Annotated in this window: 14 protein-coding genes; 2 read left to right on the top strand and 12 right to left on the bottom strand. The window is 43.7% G+C overall.

Going from position 1 to position 20,035, the window contains the following annotated elements; genetic code table 11:
* Positions 1 to 175: 175 nt before the first annotated feature.
* From MKX60_RS20655 to MKX60_RS20640, 4 genes are all read right to left on the bottom strand, one after another.
* Complete coding sequence (locus MKX60_RS20655; RefSeq protein WP_341060839.1) at positions 176 to 2,827, bottom strand: endo-beta-N-acetylglucosaminidase; 2,652 nt, start codon at positions 2,825 to 2,827, stop codon at positions 176 to 178.
* Between the two features lie 247 nt (positions 2,828 to 3,074).
* Positions 3,075 to 4,001, bottom strand: a complete 927-nt coding sequence (locus MKX60_RS20650) for an aminoglycoside phosphotransferase family protein (protein ID WP_341060838.1) — start codon at positions 3,999 to 4,001, stop codon at positions 3,075 to 3,077.
* A 243-nt stretch (positions 4,002 to 4,244) separates the two neighbouring features.
* Positions 4,245 to 4,577, bottom strand: coding sequence for a chaperone CsaA (gene csaA, locus MKX60_RS20645; protein ID WP_341060837.1), 333 nt, complete (start codon positions 4,575 to 4,577; stop codon positions 4,245 to 4,247).
* A 42-nt stretch (positions 4,578 to 4,619) separates the two neighbouring features.
* Positions 4,620 to 5,528, bottom strand: coding sequence for a DMT family transporter (locus tag MKX60_RS20640; RefSeq protein WP_341060836.1), 909 nt, complete (start codon positions 5,526 to 5,528; stop codon positions 4,620 to 4,622).
* Positions 5,529 to 5,679: 151 nt separating this feature from the next.
* Here MKX60_RS20640 and MKX60_RS20635 point away from each other — a divergent pair, with 151 nt between their 5' ends.
* Positions 5,680 to 6,621 (top strand): AraC family transcriptional regulator, encoded by a 942-nt coding sequence (locus tag MKX60_RS20635; RefSeq protein WP_042188375.1) that lies wholly within the window; start codon positions 5,680 to 5,682, stop codon positions 6,619 to 6,621.
* Positions 6,622 to 6,681: 60 nt separating this feature from the next.
* Here the strand turns inward: MKX60_RS20635 and MKX60_RS20630 are convergent, their stop codons facing one another.
* From MKX60_RS20630 to MKX60_RS20610, 5 genes are all read right to left on the bottom strand, one after another.
* Positions 6,682 to 7,161, bottom strand: coding sequence for a DUF6530 family protein (locus MKX60_RS20630; protein WP_042188373.1), 480 nt, complete (start codon positions 7,159 to 7,161; stop codon positions 6,682 to 6,684).
* Positions 7,162 to 7,236: 75 nt separating this feature from the next.
* Entirely contained in the window at positions 7,237 to 7,596 is a 360-nt protein-coding gene (locus MKX60_RS20625) for a GIY-YIG nuclease family protein (RefSeq protein ID WP_042188371.1), read from the bottom strand.
* Positions 7,597 to 7,649: 53 nt separating this feature from the next.
* Positions 7,650 to 8,861: an MFS transporter gene (locus tag MKX60_RS20620; protein ID WP_341060835.1), complete on the bottom strand. Its 1,212-nt coding sequence runs from the start codon at positions 8,859 to 8,861 to the stop codon at positions 7,650 to 7,652.
* 291 nt (positions 8,862 to 9,152) lie between these two features.
* Positions 9,153 to 9,677 (bottom strand): GNAT family N-acetyltransferase, encoded by a 525-nt coding sequence (locus tag MKX60_RS20615; RefSeq protein WP_341060833.1) that lies wholly within the window; start codon positions 9,675 to 9,677, stop codon positions 9,153 to 9,155.
* Positions 9,677 to 10,345, bottom strand: coding sequence for an epimerase (locus MKX60_RS20610; RefSeq protein ID WP_341060831.1), 669 nt, complete (start codon positions 10,343 to 10,345; stop codon positions 9,677 to 9,679). The genes MKX60_RS20615 and MKX60_RS20610 overlap by 1 nt, the downstream gene beginning before the upstream one ends.
* Before the next feature lie 367 nt (positions 10,346 to 10,712).
* Here MKX60_RS20610 and MKX60_RS20605 point away from each other — a divergent pair, with 367 nt between their 5' ends.
* The gene (locus MKX60_RS20605) at positions 10,713 to 11,570 is read left to right on the top strand and encodes a class I SAM-dependent methyltransferase (protein ID WP_341060830.1); all 858 of its coding nucleotides are present in this window, start codon (positions 10,713 to 10,715) and stop codon (positions 11,568 to 11,570) included.
* Between the two features lie 65 nt (positions 11,571 to 11,635).
* Here MKX60_RS20605 and MKX60_RS20600 read toward each other — a convergent pair whose 3' ends face one another.
* The 3 genes from MKX60_RS20600 to MKX60_RS20590 form a co-directional block, all read right to left on the bottom strand.
* The gene (locus tag MKX60_RS20600) at positions 11,636 to 16,558 is read right to left on the bottom strand and encodes an S-layer homology domain-containing protein (protein WP_341060829.1); all 4,923 of its coding nucleotides are present in this window, start codon (positions 16,556 to 16,558) and stop codon (positions 11,636 to 11,638) included.
* Between the two features lie 25 nt (positions 16,559 to 16,583).
* Positions 16,584 to 17,675 (bottom strand): peptidyl-prolyl cis-trans isomerase, encoded by a 1,092-nt coding sequence (locus tag MKX60_RS20595; protein ID WP_341060827.1) that lies wholly within the window; start codon positions 17,673 to 17,675, stop codon positions 16,584 to 16,586.
* A 193-nt stretch (positions 17,676 to 17,868) separates the two neighbouring features.
* A complete protein-coding gene (locus MKX60_RS20590; RefSeq protein ID WP_076283768.1) occupies positions 17,869 to 20,034 on the bottom strand; it encodes a GH92 family glycosyl hydrolase in 2,166 nt (721 codons plus the stop codon).
* Position 20,035: the final 1 nt, after the last annotated feature.

Here is a 20,035-nt window from a genome sequence, read left to right as displayed (position 1 = left end):
TGGTATATTATAAATATAAGATGCATTATCTGTGCCTTTATATTTTTTGTAGTCGTGATCCGATTATATCATCGTGTCTTTTTATATGCAATATAAAAGAACCTGAAAGCTATTCAGGTTCTTTTTTGTGTTTCCCGCTATTATTTGTTATTCAAAAACCATGGTTCGAACCGAACTACAACCCATAGACTTCAAACTCATAAATTCGTGCTGCTGTATCGGCTCCTTGGGTGGGCTTAAGAGTTATTAATTTTACATAGCGAGCTTTCACCAAAGCAATCGCGTCTGTCGACTCAGCTGCCGAGTTTCCTTGCACGTTTACAACATCCGTCCAGTTCGTTCCGTCGTTACTCACCTGAATGGTATAATCGCTTGTATTAAACCCGGACCATTCTCCTCCACTCTGAGCATGCTTGATGATAAAAGTGCTGATTTGATGTTCGGCTCCTAGATCGACTTGTAGCCAATGAGGCAGATTTCCAAGTGCACACCATTTGCTATTATCCGTCACTTTACCGTCAACTGCGTTTGGTGCGCCTTCTTTGTCTCCACATGCATGATCGGCTGTTGCAGGTTTTCCAAGTGCTAAATTCCTCACCGCACCAGCTTCCTTACTCACTGTAATGAGCGCCTTTTTCATAATTGTGTCTTGGCCCGAACTGTTGGTTGCAGTTAGTGACACGTTATATATGCCCTCCTGATTGAACGTTACAACCGGGTTCTTCGATGTGCTGACAGCTGGGCTACCGCTTTCGAAGCTCCATGACCATCCTTCTGTCACTTCGGTCGACAGGTCGGTGAAGTTTACGCTTTCACCTGGAGCTACCAAGGTCCGATCAGCCTTGAACTCTGCAATCGGCTTCGGATAAGCTGGCCAGCTGATCTTCACGCTGGAGGCCTGACCTTGCTCGTATCTTCCATTGATTGCAACGACCTTTAATGCTGTTAGTGTTTCTTTGTCTATTCTTCTCATCTCAGGAACGTAAAACACATGATTTGGCGTTGCGCCCAATAAAACCTCACTGCCATCAGGAAGTACTCGATAGATTTCGTATTGCTTCACCTGCTGGTCAAGTGGTTTCCACTCCAATCTAGCATCTCCATAAATTCCATCGCGGAAATCGGATTGGGTAACCTTCAGATCGCGAACCGCTGGTAGCGTTTTGATCGGGTCGTTGGCATTTTGGATGGAGAGCTGGCCAATTTGAATACTATAATTATTAATCGTATCCTTGGAATCAAAATAAAGTGACAATGCTACGATTCGTTTCCCTTTGTATGGGGTCAAATTCAAAGTTTCGGTAGTCCAGCCTGGTGCTGTCTTATCCTTCACGTTAAGAAAGATAAATTGATCTGGTTGGTCTGCAAAAGCAAGACCTACCTTCATGCTAGGCTTGTTCAGTGTTTTATAAGTAACCGATAGCTTTGTGCTTGCTTCGATTTTAAGGTCTGTCTTGTAGAGCTTCAGATGTGTTGCATTGTTATGGCTCAGATCACCTGAAATCTTCAGCGAACTGCCACCGTAATACGCATCTGACCAATCGAGCTCTGGAGTAAGTGAAGTTCCTTTGCTGTCTGCGATCCAGCGCCATGTTGGCAGGATATCCTGCAGGCTCCGGTTATTCCATCCCTTATCTCGTACCTGCTGCCCTCGGACATAATATTTCTGCCCGCTTCCTGTATTGAAATTGGTGATGAAAGGTAGCTTATTTACAGGGGATGATTCTACCACATTGTTCGCGATTCCTTTCCAGGCCTGATCGCTCACGGTGTTACCCGGATTCCCGTTTGGCCCCACCCAGAATTTGTTCTCGCGTGCGAAGAAATCCTCCATGCTTTCTGCGCTGTTGAAAGCCCAGTCTGGACGGTAGATACCAAGGGAAGTGACGGCAGGTTGACCATCCGGAAACAGCAGATTCCAGTTCACATTCGTATCGTAGCCCTTGGCTTCAACATCTATCCCTGCATACAGGTCATACGGACTTCTATCTAAACTTTTGGCCTTCTCTGCCGAGCTTTTAAGATCTTTCCACCAGAAGTTCAGGAACACATTGTCTGTTATTTTCTTATTATTGTCTTGCAGGAACATTGCATTCTTGTCATTTAGCGCATTTTGCCAACTGATACTGCCCTCCTTGGTCATGGAGTCGTACCATACGATTTGCATAGATGCAGATTTGTGCGATTCTAGATAACTTAGGAAAGCTTTCATTTTCTGGGCATCAGCTGGTGTTCCACCCTCAGTCTCCTGGTTAATAAACCAACCGTCAAATCCGTAATACTTCGCAACCTGGATCAGCTTATCTGCGGCAGGAAAGGAACCGTCGCTGTTCTGCTGAAGCATTTGCTTCACCCATTCAAATTTCCCTCCATAAACAGTTGGCGGGAAGAACACCGTTCCGACGATCGGTACGCCATTTTTATGTGCTGCGTCGATCGTATCACCGCTTGGTGGTACGATAATTCCTTCCCCGGCAGATCCGCCCCAATAGACCAGCTTGTCAACATATTGCCAATAAGTAAACGTATTAGCTCCAAATTTGTCTGATCCCTGTGATGGCACACCACTTGTTCCCGAGTTCAGTGCTGATAAAGCCATAACTTTTGGCGCTTTTGTCGCATGAGCATTGACTCCATCTGTCACAAAGCGGTCTTGCAGCGGAATTGTACTTCGGTTGAATACCGCATCCGGGTCGGATGCAGGACTCCACTGAAGCAATTGCTCTGGAAACCAGTAGGATGAATAAGGCTGTTTAGCGAACGCAGTAGTGGATAATGCTACGAACATCACAAATAAGAATATAAAACCTGCACCAATCTTTTTCATGCCGTACTCCTCCAATCGATTATTTTATGATTGCGCTTACATTTTATCAAGTTGGACAAAGCTCTAGATAGTGGATTAATGACAAGTCCAGGTGCAAATATTACAGATTGTAAGTCTGAAGCTAGTATCAGACAGCACTCCATAAATAAAAGAGCCCTCATTTAAACAAATGGGGGCTCTCAATCTTTTTATGTCATTTAGAATCAATACTGGACTTGTTTGGGATTTCAAGTTATGTATCCTGACGTTAAGCATTCAGATTTAAAAGAAATTGCCGTGTGTTCTGATAAGCATCGTTCCATCCCATTTTAGCATAGAAGCGTAGTCCGTCGAGCCCCTTGAAATAATAAGCTCCCATTAGCCGCTCTTTAAAATAAGGTATCTTTATGCTGGCTTTCTCTTGATTGATTTGATATGTCTTAATGACATCACTCCACGGCATATGCCGATCGAGAATCGCAAGGTCTATGAGAGAATCACCGTACATGCAATTCCCATCGATGATGCCGGTAATTCGTGTTCCATCGGACAAAATATTCCACTGTTGAAAATCTCCGTGTATAAAGCTTCTGTACGATTCATTATAGGGTACGTAGTCCATCAACCGACCGTATATTTCTTCATATACATCTCTCTCCAAGCGAGAAGTACGGAAGAGATCATGCCAGTTCTCCCAGAATGTTCCCCTTTGATCCTCTGCATTTACAGCAACGACGAAGTCTTTCCATGATACATAGGATCCGTTGCCGTCAGCAGCGATCCACCCATAGCCGTTAGTTGACCCAATATCTGCTTCAGCCATTTTTTTCAAAATACTAATAATCTCAGTCAACTGATGAGTTTGTTCCTCTGCTGTGAAATCGGATAGATTCCGTCCTTCAATTCGTTCCATGATTATATAGGTTAACTGGTTAATTCTCCCTAACGCCAAACATTTGGGGAAAGGGATGTTTTGACCTGAGAGCAAATTGGATACATAGTGTTCCGTTTCATATGCTCCTTCCAGATCACTGAATTTCATAACATACCCCTTCCCTTCGTGGTTGAATGAAAACACATTACTTATGTTGCCGCCAGAAAGCGGTTTAATCTCAGTCGAACCAGGCCCAAGATGATTGTCTAATAGTTTTTCAATTGCACTTATGGCCAATTTCGGTTTCTCATAAGTCACCATTGCTTCAACTCCTATAAATCGAATAGTCTCGGATCTATATCCTTTGAGGACTACTTCAAAATTTTCTTAGCCTTTCGTTTCCTAATACGATCAATTTACGTACAGCTTACCAGATAGTATTGATAAACTGGATAGTAAAAACAATTATAATTGAATTATCCGCAACTGAGCATTATTGAACAGAGGGGACATTTTTAGGGGACCAACTAGTTAAGTATTAGACTTAATTATATTTCTGGAAAATCATCCTATGGGTGTTCCATTAGGCAGTTTCATATCTGGCTTCAATAGAATTACGTCACCCTTTTCAGGTACACCTCCAAGGACTAATACCTCTGAATTAAAGCCTGCAATTCGTCGAGGAGGAAAATTGACTACCGCAATTACTTGCTCTCCGATGATATCTTCAGCCACATATCTTCTAGTAATTTGTGCACTAGATTTCTTTATTCCGATCTCATCTCCAAAATCAATCTCAAGCTTGATCGCAGGAACTTTTGCTTCGGCGAAGAATTCAGATTTAATTATTGTTCCAACACGAATATCCAGTTTCAAAAAATCATCAATAGTAGCCATATAGCATTCTCCCTTTAAATGATATTTTCTTAATTTATTTGCTTATCTACTTTGATTCTGATATTTAACAGTAGTGTAATTGAAGGCTTTTACCCAGAAATACATCCCCATGCCGAGTAGAGTCATCATCCCTCCTATAAATTGAAAGCTAGTGATTGTTTCTCCCAAGAATAGATAAGCTAGTATTATGGCGAGAACAGGCTCACCAATAATCCCTACAGAAATAGTAGTTGCACCTAAAGATTTCAATAACATATTAATAATAGATTGTCCCAAAATAGTTGGGATTAATGCGAGTAAAAAGAAATAGATCCAGTCCGAAGTGTTATAATCTATCAAAGAGAAATGGTTTGACAAATTGTAGATTAACAAGACGCTTCCGCCAAGGAAAAAAACAATAACACTGTATAAACTTGCTCCTATTTTATGACTTACTTTTTGTCCTGCCAGCATATACGCTGATACAAAAACGGTTCCTAATAATGATAAGCCATCCCCTATTAACGCCACTTTAGAAACTCCAAAGTCTCCCCAAGCGATAACTATTGAACCCAGAAGTGCAATCACTAAACAAAGAATGTTTACCACATTTACCCGTTCTCTGAAGATGAAGTATGAACCAATCATTACAAATAAAGGCTGCAATGATAATATCACCATAGAGCTTGCAACCGAAGTATAAACTAAAGACTCCATCCAAAATAAGAAGTGTAATCCAAGAAAGAGACCCGCTAAGAAAACAATACTCCAGTCTTTTTTACTCATCTCCAGACAGCGAAGCTTTTTCCATGATACAAAAGGAAGCAATAAAATTACAGAAGCAAACAATCTATACATGCCGGCTACAGAGGTGGGAGTATTTGAAAATTTTATCATGATGGAAGAGATCGAAATAGATAAAATACTAATAAAAAGCAAAATGTACGGATATGACGGTTTATTTGATTTCACATATAATCCTCCAAAATGTTCTATCTACTTCCTGTGCACAGAGTGATAAAATCAAGATTGGATATAATAATATCATCATCATTGTTTAAATTGTGTCATTATATCGTTGTATTATATATAAATATCATCATTTTAGAAGGGACGTCATTAGATGTCAAAACTGCTGCACGAGAACATTCTTTTTCCTGATGCTTCATTTCCATACATTATGTACACAGCTAACTCTCGGAAAATTATCCCTGAAGGACGAGGATTTAATGACTTACATTGGCACGAAGAACTTCAGATCACTTTGGTTACTCAAGGTAAACTAGTTATACAAGTGAATGGTATTGATTATGAATTGAAAAATGGCCAAGCCATTTTCATCAATAAAGGTGCCCTTCATGTTACGACGCACCTGACTCCTGACGGTCAGTATGTGAGTTTCAATTTTCCTGAAAAGCTGTTGGTCTTTTATGCAGATAGTGCTATGGAAAAAAATTATGTATCACCTTATACGAACTCTTCCTTACTGTCTCTAGTAATTAAAGGAGATGCTGAATGGCAAAGAGATGTACTAAACATGCTTTTGGAGCTGAAGAATAGATTTGATATGCCAAAGAAATGGGGATGGGAATATGAGGTTTCTATCAGAACCGTACAACTCTGGTTAACCTTGATATCTAATATTTCTCTCTCCTTTGAGGACACAGCTAAATACGTAAAAAGGCAGCAAGAACGACTTCAACTCATGCTTTCTTTCATCCATCAGCACTACGCAACTAATATAACTTTGCAAGATATTTCTGATGCTGCTCATTTAAGTGTTTCAGAATGTACCCGTAGTTTCAAAAAGACCCTTCATATCACACCGTATGAATATTTAATAAAGTACCGGATTAAGAAAAGTATGGAGCTATTAATTTCAACTGATTATACAGTAACTGAAATTGCCCATAGAGTTGGTTTTAATCATGTTAACAACTTCATTCAGTCCTTTAAAAAACATCAAACAAGAACACCTAAAGATTTCCGGAAATTAAGAAATGAAATCAAAATCCAAGATACTTTGCCAATAGATACTCCTGGACGGGGGCCGGAATTGTTTTAAACTATATAAAAAGTGGCAGTCACGAAGGCTTTTTTGCCCTGTTTGACTACCACTTACTGTTTAATATCCCATATCCTTCAATATTTTGGATAACGTGCTCAGACGCTCACCGATCATTTCATCGTCATCGCTAAGAGCTTGATTAAATAGCTTAATATCTTCATTAATTCGCTCATTATCTGTACATACCGCTACAGTCATCGCATCCCCTTGCAAGCCAACTCTGTCGATGACGGGCTGCTCCGGGTCATATAAATTCTCATATCGATACGCTTCGCGGAAATGTTCTAACGACCGGCAAATTAGAATGGACAAATCAAGCACGCGATGAAGAGGCAGTTCCTCAGATTGTCTGGACCATTTTTCCCCGGTATATCTCCATACCTTAGCCGAAATATCGACCTTTCCTCTATCATTCCACTGCGCCAATCCTAAGGAAAGACCTTTCGCATCTGTGTTTCCAGCCATTCGGCCGTCAACCTTCTCATAATTCTCCGATACGACAACAGGCTTATGTTTTAAAGTTGTAGGTATTTTCATGTTTTTTTTCTTCCTTCCAGTTACTATTTTACTAATTTACTAAACGTCGGTTTCATCTTATCTTGGATTTCATCGTTAGTCAATTCGTGGTTTGTTATAACCTTTATCTCCGTAGGGCTGTAACTTCTCTAACCATGGCTTTAAGATTTTCTTCCGTTCCCAGCGCATATCAGTTACCTTATCTATCTCCTTCTGTTCTAGTACCTCATAGGTAAACGCATCCGCACCGAATTCTTTCCAATCCTTCTGGAGCTGGGCATTTGCAAATCTCCCTGAATCCAACTGCATTTGCAGGGTAAGCCATTTGTTTTTCAAATTAGGATAGCTGTCGATAAATATTTTGCCGTTGATTTGGTTTTTGATTTGAGCAACACCCATATAAATCTTAATTTGTTTGTACTCCTCGATCAGCTCTTTGCGTTTATTCATATCCATATCTTTCTCTCCTTATCTTAGATAATAAATTCATGGAAATTGTAGTTGGATTTTCATTTTCCCAGCGATTCCAGCTGCACTTTACTTCTTTTCTTAACCACAATAGGAAGCAGAAAAAGCGCACCAATAATCACAAATACACCACTCGCCATAAATACGCCCATCAAGGAGAACGTATCCTTTAGGTAGCCGGAAATGAACATGCCAACCACCATCATTCCCATAAAAATAGGCATGATTGCTCCTGAAACTCGGCCAATAAAGGCCCCTTCGGTATTTCGCACAAGAAGTGTCTGAATCCCTCCTTGAATGCAAGGGTAAAACAAACCACTGATCACCAAGAAAATAATCGTCAGCCAAATTTGCTTAGAAGCACCCATTCCAACCGTACAGACGGCATTGACGAGTAAGCCTATCAAAAGCAATAGCTGTGGCCTTACTTTTTTGGCTATCCCGATTATTGCAGCTCCGCCTACTAACATGGCTGCCCCACTAGCCATCACAAGCCACTGAAGAAATTGTTTGTCCTTACCTAAATTTTCGATGACAAGAAAAATCTGAAGCGGCTGAGTTAGTCCTGATGCCAATCCCACCGCCGAGAAAGTTAAACTAAGTGTTCGTAAGGGTTTACTCGATCCGATGTAACGCAAGCCAGCCGTTAACTCTTTGATGAAGCCGCTGGCTTTACCTGACTTCGGTTCTTCTTCATCCCGAGGAAGGGAAGACAATATAAGCGAAGAGCCCAGAAACATAACGGCTGTCAGGATCAGAGATACGTGAATTCCAAACTTAATAAAAATAAACGTACCGATAACAGGTCCCAAAACCATAAAGACAGCGACAAGGGTTTGGGACATCGCCATAACGCCTTGCAGCTGTTCAGCTTGCACATGTCTCTTGTACAGTTTCATCGCCGAAGGCTGAGAAAATTGAGATAAACTGGCAGATACAAAAGATCCGATAAGAAGCGCAATCCATCCGCCATTCATGACCGCAATCAGCACCACCCCGACGGACAAGCCAGATAACAAATCGCTCCATACCATGGTTCTCTTCGGCCGCCATCGGTCGGCAAAGGTCCCACCAATAAGACCAAAAAGAAAGATCGGTGCAAATTCGGCAACCGATATCAGAGATACATCTACCGGATTATTATTCGTCAATTCAGATACATAAAGAAGGACGGCATAATTCCGGATCCATATTCCGAGCTGCAATAACACACGGGAGAGGATAATTGTTCGAACATAACGATTAGAAAACATTTTAATTCCCCATATCCTTTACTATTTTTTACACCTTCTCAAAACTCTCCAACATGACAACAGGATTATGTTTAAACGTTGTTGGTATTTTCATTGCACCACTCCTATTTAATAATTTACTGATTTACTAATTTACTAAATCACTGCTTCATTTTATACAGGATAGTGTCGTTCGTCAAGCCGTTTTCAGTCTCGATATTCCACAATCCTTTTTTTAAAGGTGTTAATTGATTCTGTAAACAAATAAAAAAGTGGAGCAACTGCCGTAGCATTTGCTCCACTTTTTTACGTTTATCTAATATCAAAAAATTCTTTAGCGTATTCGACAACGCCATGGACATCTGAGAGACCGTCATCTATAAGCTCAACGGCCATAAAATTATCGTCTGAAACTTCGAAAGGTGCATCTATACCAAATTGACTAGCTTTTTTATAACCAAACTTCGGATAATACTTATCATGACCCAAAACGACAGAGCCTTTATATCCAAGCTGTGTTGCGATTTTGTGGCCTTCAGTAATCAGTAGCTTCCCTATACCCTTGCTTTCCATTTCTGGTAGTACTGCAACAGGTGCAAGCGCAACCAGAGTTTGATCACCCACTAGAATTTCTGTAAAAAGGATATGACCGACGATCTTATTCTCATATTCAGCTACAAGAGATAACTCCGGAATAAACTTTGTCGAGCTCCTTAGTCTATTTACCAAATTGTGCTCATCATGATCTGAATGTTCCGCATTTTCAAATGATTTTTGGACTACATGGTAGACTTCGTTAATATCTTGAGCTTTTTCTTGTCTAATGATAATGTTCATTAAATTAACCTCCTGATCATGGATTTGAGCTCATTGCTTTCTATTCTGGGTCTTGGATAACCGTTAATCGTTACCTGAATCATAGCTCGTCCCAATTGTTCCGATGTAATGACACTGTTTAACTTCTTTAGTATGGGATAAAGTGGCTTCATCACATCATAAAAAATCTGATACACTTTTGTTTTGGATTGTATGCCATATAGGGGTAGAATTACACCTGGTCTGAACATATAAGCGTCCTTAAAAGGTAGCTTCAACAGATCGTTTTCTGTCTTCCCTTTCACTCTTGCCCACATAGAGCGTCCTTTTTCCGAACTATCTGTCCCACTTCCAGAAACATATACAAAGGTCATTTGAGGGTTCAATCTTGCTAATGTTGTTCCGGCGGATAGCGCGATATCATATGTTACTCTTTTATATTCATCTTCCTTCATACCAGCAGAGGAAACCCCAAGGCAGAAAAAGCATGCATCATAACCTGTGATTTCATGTTCTATACTTGATAATTCAGCTACATTGGATAGTTGAATTTGTCTTAGTTTTGTATGTTGATGCTCTGTCTTTTTACGCCCAATCGTAAGTATTTCTTGAACTCTATCATCCATCAAACATTCACGCAACGCGCTTTGACCAACCATACCTGTAGCTCCAAAAATAATGACCTTCATATCATTGACTCTCCAATCTAAGAGATGATTCTATTTCCAATATTAACAGGCATTTCCGAAGCCAACAATCTTTTGGCGTAATCATGGCTTGTAACAATGTGCTTGCTTCTTGATCCTTTATAATCATGTAACAACAGAAGGATTCCCAATTTCCGCTTCACCTAATATAAAGTCCTAGAAAGCTATACTATAAATCTATTAAAGTTTGACCTTGTTTAGGATCAGTGAGACGAGCATATTCTATCCAGATTGATAATAGTATGAAAGAAATGAAACCCACTCCAAGCCCTTCAACTGAACTATGATGCCCTAACCCCAGCTTGGCCTGGGAGGAATAAGTGAAACGATTAACGGAGGTGTTTTTTATATGCAATGTATTTTGTGTGGCCCTGCTCCAGCTATTACCGTATTCCATGAGTATCATTCGTTTACGTTGATACGGTGTAGCAACTGTGGTCTTATCTTTAGAGCGAATATTGCGGAGGTTGATACAACCGGCTTAATCGCAGATATTTATAATACAGAATGGATTGCAATGCGTGAAAAATATGCTCAAGCTACCTATTCTGATCATGCTCTGTTTAATTTAATGCTGCTGGAAATGTTCAGTCCAGAAAAAGGAGCATTGCTAGAGTTTGGTTCTGGAACAGGTGAATTTTTACATGCTGCTGAAAATGGCGGCTGGAGAGCGGTTGGCATTGAACCCTCACAATTGTCACGAGCCTATGCCAAATATAAATACGGTGTGGATCTGGTTAAAGATGAATGGAAACGCACCCAAGACGATGACTCGGCTGAAAATCCTGATCTTCCTCGTTATGATGCGGTAGTGTTCTGGCATGTGCTTGAGCATATTTCCGATCCATTTTCATTTTTGAAGGATATTCGTAATCTTTTGACAACGCAAGGGAAAATTTATTTCAGTATTCCCAACAGCCATTCTTTAACCAACGAAGTCTACGGACCTGAATCACCGTTATTTATTGAACCCGATCACCTGTATCATTACACGGACGCTAATGTGCGTGAATTACTCAATCAGGCTGGATTTGATATCAATTCGATATTCACGCGGCAACTGGTCTCCGTTTCGGATGTATTGATCGATGCACATCCTCACTATGGGCCGAATACTCCATTTGTTGAACGAATGGCTCTTTTGGCCAGATGGCAAGGTGAACGTCGCGGACATGAGATATGTTGTGTGGCCAGTCTGAAGGAATAATTTATTATACTTGCAAGAAAAAAAGCTGGAGCCAAATACACTTGGCTCCAGCTCTTTTGTGATGATTACAATCCCATAATTCTATAAATCAAAGCAGCAGCCTCCGCACGGGTGGTCAGATTCAGTGGTCTGAAGGTTCCGTCGGAATAACCATTGATTATCCCTGACTGCTGCAGGTACTCAACTGCTTCCCTGGCATAAGCTCCGATTTGCTTCTGATCAGCAAATACTACGGTTTTGCTGGAGTAATCCGGCTGAAGAGCAGCTAAACTCCGAGCGCGAAACAAAATAACAGCCATTTCTTGGCGAGTAATCGGTTCTTTTGCGCCAAAGAAGCCTTCGCTGCGTCCGTTAACAATCTTTAGCGCCTGAGCTGTTGAGACAGCTTGGTAATACCAAGCGTCTGGACTCACATCTTCGAAAGTATTGCTGTTCTCAGCCTGAAGGTCCAGTGCCGATACCAGCAGTTGAACAAACTCCGCTCTTGTGATTTGGCGGGCAGGCTCATATTTGCCATCTCCTGTGCCGTGCACCAGGTCACGGGAAGCCAACGCTTCTAGGATAGCAGCGAAGTCCGAATTGACATCAGAGAAGTGTATATCTCCATTCGCTGCAGCGTATAATCCGAAGTTCCGTGTTGTGAAGGTGATGCTCTCTGTACCTGAAACGTATTTGGAGTTCTTGACCACTTCCGCCAGCCCCTCGCGGGTAATAGAATAGACGATGGCTTGATTCGGCGCTTCACTAGGATTCAATTTATATCCAAACGATACCTTCATTGCCGCAGATTGACTTAATGTTTCTATTTGCTTTCCGTCTACCATCAAGGAGATCCGGAACACGGCATGCGTTTTCCATTTCTCTTTTAATGCAACAGAAAGGGTTGAAGGATCAACAAAATGAATGGACAGCTCTAACTGCTTGGAGCCCTCCGGAATATTGCTACCCCTCTTGTCAATTGGGAACGTTACGGTGGTTGCACCTGCTTTTATTGTAAGAGAGGTAACATTATCTTTCAGTTCGGTAACGGGCAATTGAAAGGTTACACCCTTAGCTGTGGCATCTAATTTAGTAAGCTCAAGTACCAATGCACCATCTTGCACACCATTCATCGCTTTTTGAATTTCTCCAGTAGGAAGCTGTGCAAGGCGCATTCCTTCAGTATCAGGTGAAGCCTGAATCTGAATATGGCCGGCTGAGATTATATTCACTGGATTAACTATTTTCCCTCCACTGTTACTATTGTTCCCGCCATTATTGTTGCCGGACGAACCGCCGGGCGTTTCTGTTCCCCCGCTGTCTTCACTCCGTACCACTTTCAAAGTGTAGGTCTTTGTTGTTGTTCCATTTGCGGCGGTAACTTTGATGCTGACGCTATTTTCTCCTACTTTTAGTTCACTTCCGCTAGTTACTGTTAATTTGGCTTTCGGATCTAAAGGTATCCCTGTTACAGTCACGGCTGTTTTAGAAAAGGGTACATTTATTGTATAGGTGAGTGTGTTCCGGTCAAACCCGGAAATATCTGTACCGTCCATACTCAAAAAGCTCAAATCAGCATTATCACTCGGTTGTGTCCCCTCCTCATCTTCGACATTCATAAACTGGAAGGTGCGGAAGAGTGTCGCATCTTTCGCAGCGCCAATGCCTGATCCCCACTCAATATACCCTTTTCGGCCCGCACCATCATTATCGTTAACCAACATCGAGAAGCTCAAGATATTGCCTAATGCTGCCCGAATTGGACTTACTTCACTCCAAGGTAGTGCCAGTGCATATGAGGTAATCTTAGCCGCTTCATCTCGGGTTACACTTAGAGTTCCTTTGGTCAACACTCCAGTAGCAGCACCTTTCATGGACAGCCAGCGGTATATTTGCGGCCCCTCCGGCGTCTGTGAAATTCCGTATTCATACCAGGATTGGCTATCGCCCGGTACACCGGGAGCAAGGCTGAATTGAATACTGTCATTTTGCCAAATATTAATCCCGGAAGCGTTATGGCTGAATACATCATCACGGATGTCGGCGGTTAAATAAATGTTATCCGCATCCCAGCGTAATTGCGCTGTTCCGCTAAGATCATCCGCACCGTTATACCCGCTCAACAAAGGGGTTCCGTCTGCAAGATCAATCAGCGCGGGAGTTTCTGTGTCTGACTGATGCTTCATCCGGTTAATATCTATGTTTTGCTTGAGGTGAACTGTCTCATAGCCTTCAAGGTCAACGGTCAACTCTAGTGGATATTTAACGCTTTCAGAGAATCCCGGCAAGGGTATTGGATAAGTAAATCCGCTATTCGGAGCGATTTCAGCTAGTTGCGACTGGCTACCACTGAGCTGATCACTTCCTTCTCCTATTTTCCAGGAAATTTTGTTAATTCTCAGAGGGTCTACTCCAGAACTGTTTGTAAACTGAAGTTGAAGGGATATGCCTCCGTTTCTACCATCTGTAATATGAGGAGCAATTTTTAAGCCTTGAAAATATAATCGCAGATCATCCACAGGTGCTTCAGGCAGTGTGGCAGGATCAAGTCCGGGTCCATTATAGGCTCCGATATTCGGTGGATTTTCTGCTGAGATAGAGTTGCCCCAATAGTCACGGCCTCCGTTGTCTGCAATGATTGCACCAGCCCCAAGCGCAGGGGAGCCTTCTCTTAACTTGTAACCGTCCACTGTATTCCAGCCAATTCCACCGCTGCCCTGAGCAACCAAGAGCGGATTCGCTGTGACGGGATTCGTATTTTCCGGCTCGCTTACCGGATGATTTCCATACAACAGGTTGTGGTCGAAGCTGCCATTTACCCCAGGCAGATTATAACCTCCCTGTCCAAGGTTGTAGACCAGATTGTTCCTGAACGTATAGGGAGCGTTGATATTTCCTGCGTCGTCCCATTCATGGTCGATTATTTTGGTGTTTTGCCCAGTGCCGATATAGATCGTATTGTTATAGATTTGCGTATCCGGCGTAACCCCACCTGCAAAATTAAACGTATGCGTCAGATCATTCTGGCTGATGTTGTATCTGACTACATTGTTAGAGGAGCCGGTCAGCACTCCTGGAGTTAAACGGGCATCGACAAAAAGCATGAATCCGCCCTTATTGCCATGGCTGTAATTATATTGAACTACACTGTCCATAGTATCAATATCCAGATTGAAGCCCTGACCATCTCCCTCTGGTTTATTTGTGTTAAAGGACTCATTAAACTGCACGATATTATTCTTACCCCGGGTCGGCCAGATTGCGGCTGAGCCGTTAAACTCGCCTTCTTCGGAGTAGTTCCCACCTTCTTCTGCTATGTTATGCTCAATTAACGCTCCGTCCGCACCGAAGGTGAGAATGCCGTCGCTGTCTGCTTGTTTGACATAATTTCCGCGGATCGTAACATTGACCGTAGCATAGTCGGCTCCGTTGAAACGCTGATCCCATACGACAATTCCTGTCCGTCCAATTCGTTCGACCGTGTTGCCTTCGATCCATACCCCATCGAATTTGTCCGTGCCCGTCGTTCCGCCCACATATACGGAGATTCCACCGAACGCATGTGGACCCCCTTCTGCACCGGAAACTGTCGGATAACGGAAGCTGCTTGATACATCATGAACATAGTTATCCTGGATGAGGATATTTCTTAATGTCCCTCCGTTTGCGTTCTCCACCATTATGCCTTCCCGGTAAACCGTTCCTCTCTCGGAAGCATAATTAGTAACCTCAAGATCCCGAATTACCCAGTTTGAGGCATTACGCAGGTATACAGCTGCTCCGGCCATGCCTCCACCATTGATAGTCGGTTTACTTCCGCTGCCATAGGCAGTGATTGTTATCGGTTTATCGTCTGTTCCGCTACCCTTAGGATATAATTGTTCATTCCAGATTCCGCCCTTCTTTAACAAAATTCGGTCTCCAGCCTCAAAGGTGGTCTCGTTCACTACAGAGAAGGTCTTCCAGGCTGTCTCAGGTGTTTTTCCATCATTGCTGTCGCTGCCTGCAAATGAATCGACGTAATAATCTCCGTCTCCACCGCTGTTCCCTCCATCTCCAGGCAAGCGGTTGGACAAGGAGACCGATCCTAGCTGCATCAGCCAAGGGGCGGAATCGCCGCTGAGCTCGATTTTTAAATAATGAATGCCGGAAGGAATCCCTTGTGCTGGGGTATAATTCGTCCCGGTCCAAGCTGCATCTCCTGTAGATTGTGGAGCTTCATGTATTGCTGAAATCTCTGTCCAGGTGGATGCATCCGCCGATCCATAGAACTTTATGCTTCCGCTAGACCCGGCAAAGGAATGCAGACGGACGATGAAATGCTGCAAATTATGCAAATGGTACACAAGTGATTCTGCCGAATCTGCTGTTCTCACAGCACGAGAATGATCTCCACCAAAAAAAGTGGGATTGCTTGTATCTAAAGACCAATTTGTACTAAATGCATACAGCTGTGAAACATCATCAAGCTCATCATTAATCGTTTGGGGTGCAAGTGATACATTGGAGAGCGTAAGGTGTCCAAGCTGTATCAGCCAGCTGTCGAGGTCGCCGCTGATCTCGATTTTGAGATAATTGACATCATTCGGAAGTGCACCGGCGGGCGTGTATACTGTTCCATACCAACCAGAACCGGTTGCTGTGGGACTGTCATTAATGACTGGAAGCTCCGTCCACGCTGTCGCATCACCCGATCCGTAGAACTTGATTACAGCTGTTGAGCCAGAGAAATAATAGGCTTGAAGCGTAAACGACTGAATTCCTGTTAATGAATAAACGGCATAACCGGTATCCGTGGATGTCCTGACCAACCGCGTAGCATCTCCGCCGAAGAATTGAGGATTGCTGCTGTCATTCAACCAATTCTCCGAACGCAGCTCCGCTGCTGGCAGTGCCGAGAAATCATCGGCATACGTCTCTTCAGCATGGGCAGAAGCACCCATTACAGGGAACACTGTCGTGAAGATCAGCACCATCATTAGCAGTGATTTTGCGAGTTTTTTTAACATTGTTGTGTTATTCCCCCTTGAACATTTATTGAATGACTTGGTTTGCGAGTCTTTCAGCCATTGGGTAATTCCATTCTGGGACAGCTTTGGATAGCTTATCGTCCACCATGGATCTAAACTTCTGTTGCGCCAAATGAAGTGTGATAGCATCCTTCACTTGATCGAAAGGTATAACTCCTGCATCCTCTACCGATAGACAGTAAAGTAGATGGATGGCCCCATTTTCAGCAAACAAGCCACTAATCTGTCCAGGTGCAAGCTGATCTGCAGCAAGCAATACCTTAGGATTTTCCAGCGCTGCTGTTCGTCGGGAAGCACTTGTTATTTTGACTTCGCCCACGTTTATACCCAGCTCTTTTGCCTGCTGATGGATGCCTGTGTCTGATCTTATTTCTGCTGCTATTACTGCTGCCCGGAGCAATTCCATTTTCTCCAAGGCCTTCTGCTGATCTTTGTATTCTGTTTCCGGACCAAAAGGCAGTGACGCCCATTCAAGATGTATAGCTCCCGGCCGAGAATATTTAGCAGCTAGATTTGCTTCATATTCCAGCCTTACCTGTTCATCTGAAATCACGATACCTCCGTTGCTGCGCATTGCCTCAATCGTGGCATCCTCAAGGTTGCTCATGTAATAACTGTAATAGGCCTGCGCTTCCAGATGAAGAGGACCATACACCACTTCCTTATTCGCTGCCGCCTGACTCCGCCGTTGATTCTCACGCCCCATTCCTTTTAGAAAACCTTCATAGCTGATATCCGATACCACACCTGCTTCTTGAGCAAGCTGCAACTCCATCCGCTTCGTCAGTAGCTGCGTCTGGGATTCTTTTATCCACCTGTGGATTGGTTTTTCGCCGGAATAGTCGGTAGACCAGAATTTCTCTGAGTAGTCGGCATCGTAGGTCTGTTTGAAGTAATCAGCAGTCAGTGCCCGATTCATTTGAAGATGCCAGTTGAACTCCGCTGCAGTGACCTCCTGTCCGTTAAGGGTCAGAAGTGGTTCTTCTGCTTGTGGAGCCTGCACATTCATCGCGCCAATCAGCAGCAGGCTTCCCGCAATCAGAGCGAATAGAATAGTGATAAGTCGATTTCTTTTGGAATGAAGCCTTAAAGTCATAAGTTGATTCCTCCTCTCCGCATTCTTATTAAGCGCTTTCATTCTCTTCGATATTAGACATGTTACCCTTGAAAAAACAGGCGGGAATGCTGCGAAATGGTTTGCCATTTCACGATTTGACCAAAAAGAGCAATTTCACTCCATCCAAAAAACAAAAACAGCCCGAAATAATCCGGACTGCCTTGCATTGTTTTTAGGACGGGACTACCCCCGGACACATACTGAAGCTCAGGACGCCGCCTTTGATAATCTCTTCATGAGGCAAAGAGTGGTGCTCCCAAAGCGTGTGGTTCCAGTGGATTGATTTACTGTACACATTGGCGGGGCTGTTGTTTTGTGCTTCAATGACCCATTGCCGCCCATTTTCAAGCCGAATCGTTACTTTATCAAATAGTGGGCTGCCCAGTACATACTCGGGAATCCCGGGACTTAACGGATACAGTCCGATGGCGCTCCAAATATACCAGGCACCCATGCTGCCATTATCCTCGTCGCCGGGTAACCCATCCATTCCACAATTGAACAGTTTAGCCATGGTTTTGCGAACCCAGTACTGTGTTTTGGACAACGCCCCGAGTCTGGCGAAAATATAAGGAATATGGAAGCTGGGTTGATTGCTGATGGCAAACTGCCCTAGATCGGCCGCAGCCATTTCCGACATTTCATGAATTTCCAAGCCATAAGATCCCACTTTGAATATCGGTTCCTCGGCCATTAACTGGTCCAGACGCCGAACAAAAGCTTCCTCGCCACCCATCAGACTGGCTAATCCCGGGAAGTCATGGGGCACTGCCCAGCTCCCTTGCCAAGCTCCACCTTCACAAAACGGATCACCCCACGCCAAAGGATCAAATCCTTCCTGCCAAGTGCCATCCTCGTTACGGCCTCTCATAAACCCAACCTCGGGATCAAACAGCAGCTTGTAATTTTGCGCCCGGTCCATAAAACGCTCATAATCATCCATTTTGCCGAGTGCTTTGGCTATCTGGGCTATACAGAAGTCCCCGTATATATAATCCAGCGTGTTGCTTACACTTTCATGAAAACGATCATGCGGCAGATAGCCGTGCTGCAAATACAATTCTAGCCCCCGTCTACCCAGCTTCTCGTCTGTAGCCGGACGATCTGCATGTTTCAGCAAACCTTCATATATTAGCTCTACGTCGAAGCCGCTGATGCCCTTAACCACGGCATCCGCAGCTGCCGCATCGATCAGTGTGCCGGGCATGGCACTGCGTTCGCCTGGTGACAGCCATTTTGGCAGCCAACCACTTTCACCGTAAGCTAATGTCCAAGCCTGCATGATCTCACCGAGCAAGGATGGAAACAGGATACTGTATAACGGGAAGCTAGTCCGGTATACATCCCACAGTCCGATATCTGAATACATTGGACCCCGGCAAATGCTGCCGTTAAAAGGACTGTAATGAATTTGCTCGTCCTGCTCGTTATATTCATGCCATGTTCTAGGAAACAGGCAGATCCGGTACATACAGCTGTAAAAGGTACGGAGGTTCTCTTCATCCGCGCTTTCGACAACAATGCGGCTCAGCCGTTCTTCCCAGCCTGCCTCTGCTTTGCTCAAGATCTCTCCGAAGCTGTGCCCACCGACCTCCCGATCGAGATTCAATTGCGCTTGCTCCCCACTAATAAAGGAAGTGCCGCATTTCACTTCTATTACACCGGATTCCGGTATGTTTAATTCTACGTATGCGCCCAGCTTATCGCCGGTTCCTTCATACGTCCTTAGAGGTTGGTACTCCCCGTCAAAGATTCCCGAATCCTCCATGAGGATGTCTGTGTCGAATTGGAAGACGAAATACATCGCGAAATTATCGGGTACCCCGGCGGTATGGCCTCTTGTAAAGCCGATGATCCTGCGTTTCTCCGGTTGAAAGGTGAGTTGAGACTCGCCTTTAAGCGGTGCTATTATGAGCCTGTTCTGTTGTCCCTTAGCGTATGTTATTCTAATCACCGCACAGCGCTCTGTAGGGGTCAGCTCCAGTCGGGTACGATATCGTTGAAGAGACACACCGAAGTAGTGTGGGGACACTTGCATCTCTTCCGGTTTAAAGGAAGATGAGCGCGAATCAGGACTGAGCAATAACGGTCCAGTCTGTGGCAACAGTGTTAGATGTCCATAATCTCCGATCCAAGGACTGGGCTGGTGAGTTAGTCGTATGCCCTCCAGGTGGCGATGGTGCGGATGGAAGAACCAGGTCCCCCCTGCTTCGTGGGTTTGTGGGCTCCAAGCCGCCATGCCAAATGGCATCGCTGTAAGCGGCAGCGTATTGCCGTGTGAGTAGCGGAAATCCGACTTAGTCCCCTGTAATGGATTAACATAATCTAACAAAGCCAAA

It is taken from the genome of Paenibacillus sp. FSL R5-0914, from assembly GCF_038004525.1.
In the GTDB taxonomy this organism is placed as follows: Bacteria; Bacillota; Bacilli; order Paenibacillales; family Paenibacillaceae; genus Paenibacillus_AQ.
This window is presented reverse-complemented; position numbering and strand designations above follow the sequence as displayed.

What these genes read in the sequence shown, in the direction of transcription:
- MKX60_RS20600 (WP_341060829.1), bottom strand. Translation starts at nt 16,558, where the DNA reads ATGTTAAAAAAACTCGCAAAATCACTGCTAATGATGGTGCTGATCTTC.
- MKX60_RS20595 (WP_341060827.1), bottom strand. Translation starts at nt 17,675, where the DNA reads ATGACTTTAAGGCTTCATTCCAAAAGAAATCGACTTATCACTATTCTA.
- MKX60_RS20615 (WP_341060833.1), bottom strand. Translation starts at nt 9,677, where the DNA reads ATGAACATTATCATTAGACAAGAAAAAGCTCAAGATATTAACGAAGTC.
- MKX60_RS20605 (WP_341060830.1), top strand. Translation starts at nt 10,713, where the DNA reads ATGCAATGTATTTTGTGTGGCCCTGCTCCAGCTATTACCGTATTCCAT.
- MKX60_RS20630 (WP_042188373.1), bottom strand. Translation starts at nt 7,161, where the DNA reads ATGAAAATACCTACAACTTTAAAACATAAGCCTGTTGTCGTATCGGAG.
- MKX60_RS20620 (WP_341060835.1), bottom strand. Translation starts at nt 8,861, where the DNA reads ATGTTTTCTAATCGTTATGTTCGAACAATTATCCTCTCCCGTGTGTTA.
- MKX60_RS20635 (WP_042188375.1), top strand. Translation starts at nt 5,680, where the DNA reads ATGTCAAAACTGCTGCACGAGAACATTCTTTTTCCTGATGCTTCATTT.
- MKX60_RS20625 (WP_042188371.1), bottom strand. Translation starts at nt 7,596, where the DNA reads ATGGATATGAATAAACGCAAAGAGCTGATCGAGGAGTACAAACAAATT.
- csaA (WP_341060837.1), bottom strand. Translation starts at nt 4,577, where the DNA reads ATGGCTACTATTGATGATTTTTTGAAACTGGATATTCGTGTTGGAACA.
- MKX60_RS20655 (WP_341060839.1), bottom strand. Translation starts at nt 2,827, where the DNA reads ATGAAAAAGATTGGTGCAGGTTTTATATTCTTATTTGTGATGTTCGTA.
- MKX60_RS20610 (WP_341060831.1), bottom strand. Translation starts at nt 10,345, where the DNA reads ATGAAGGTCATTATTTTTGGAGCTACAGGTATGGTTGGTCAAAGCGCG.
- MKX60_RS20650 (WP_341060838.1), bottom strand. Translation starts at nt 4,001, where the DNA reads ATGGTGACTTATGAGAAACCGAAATTGGCCATAAGTGCAATTGAAAAA.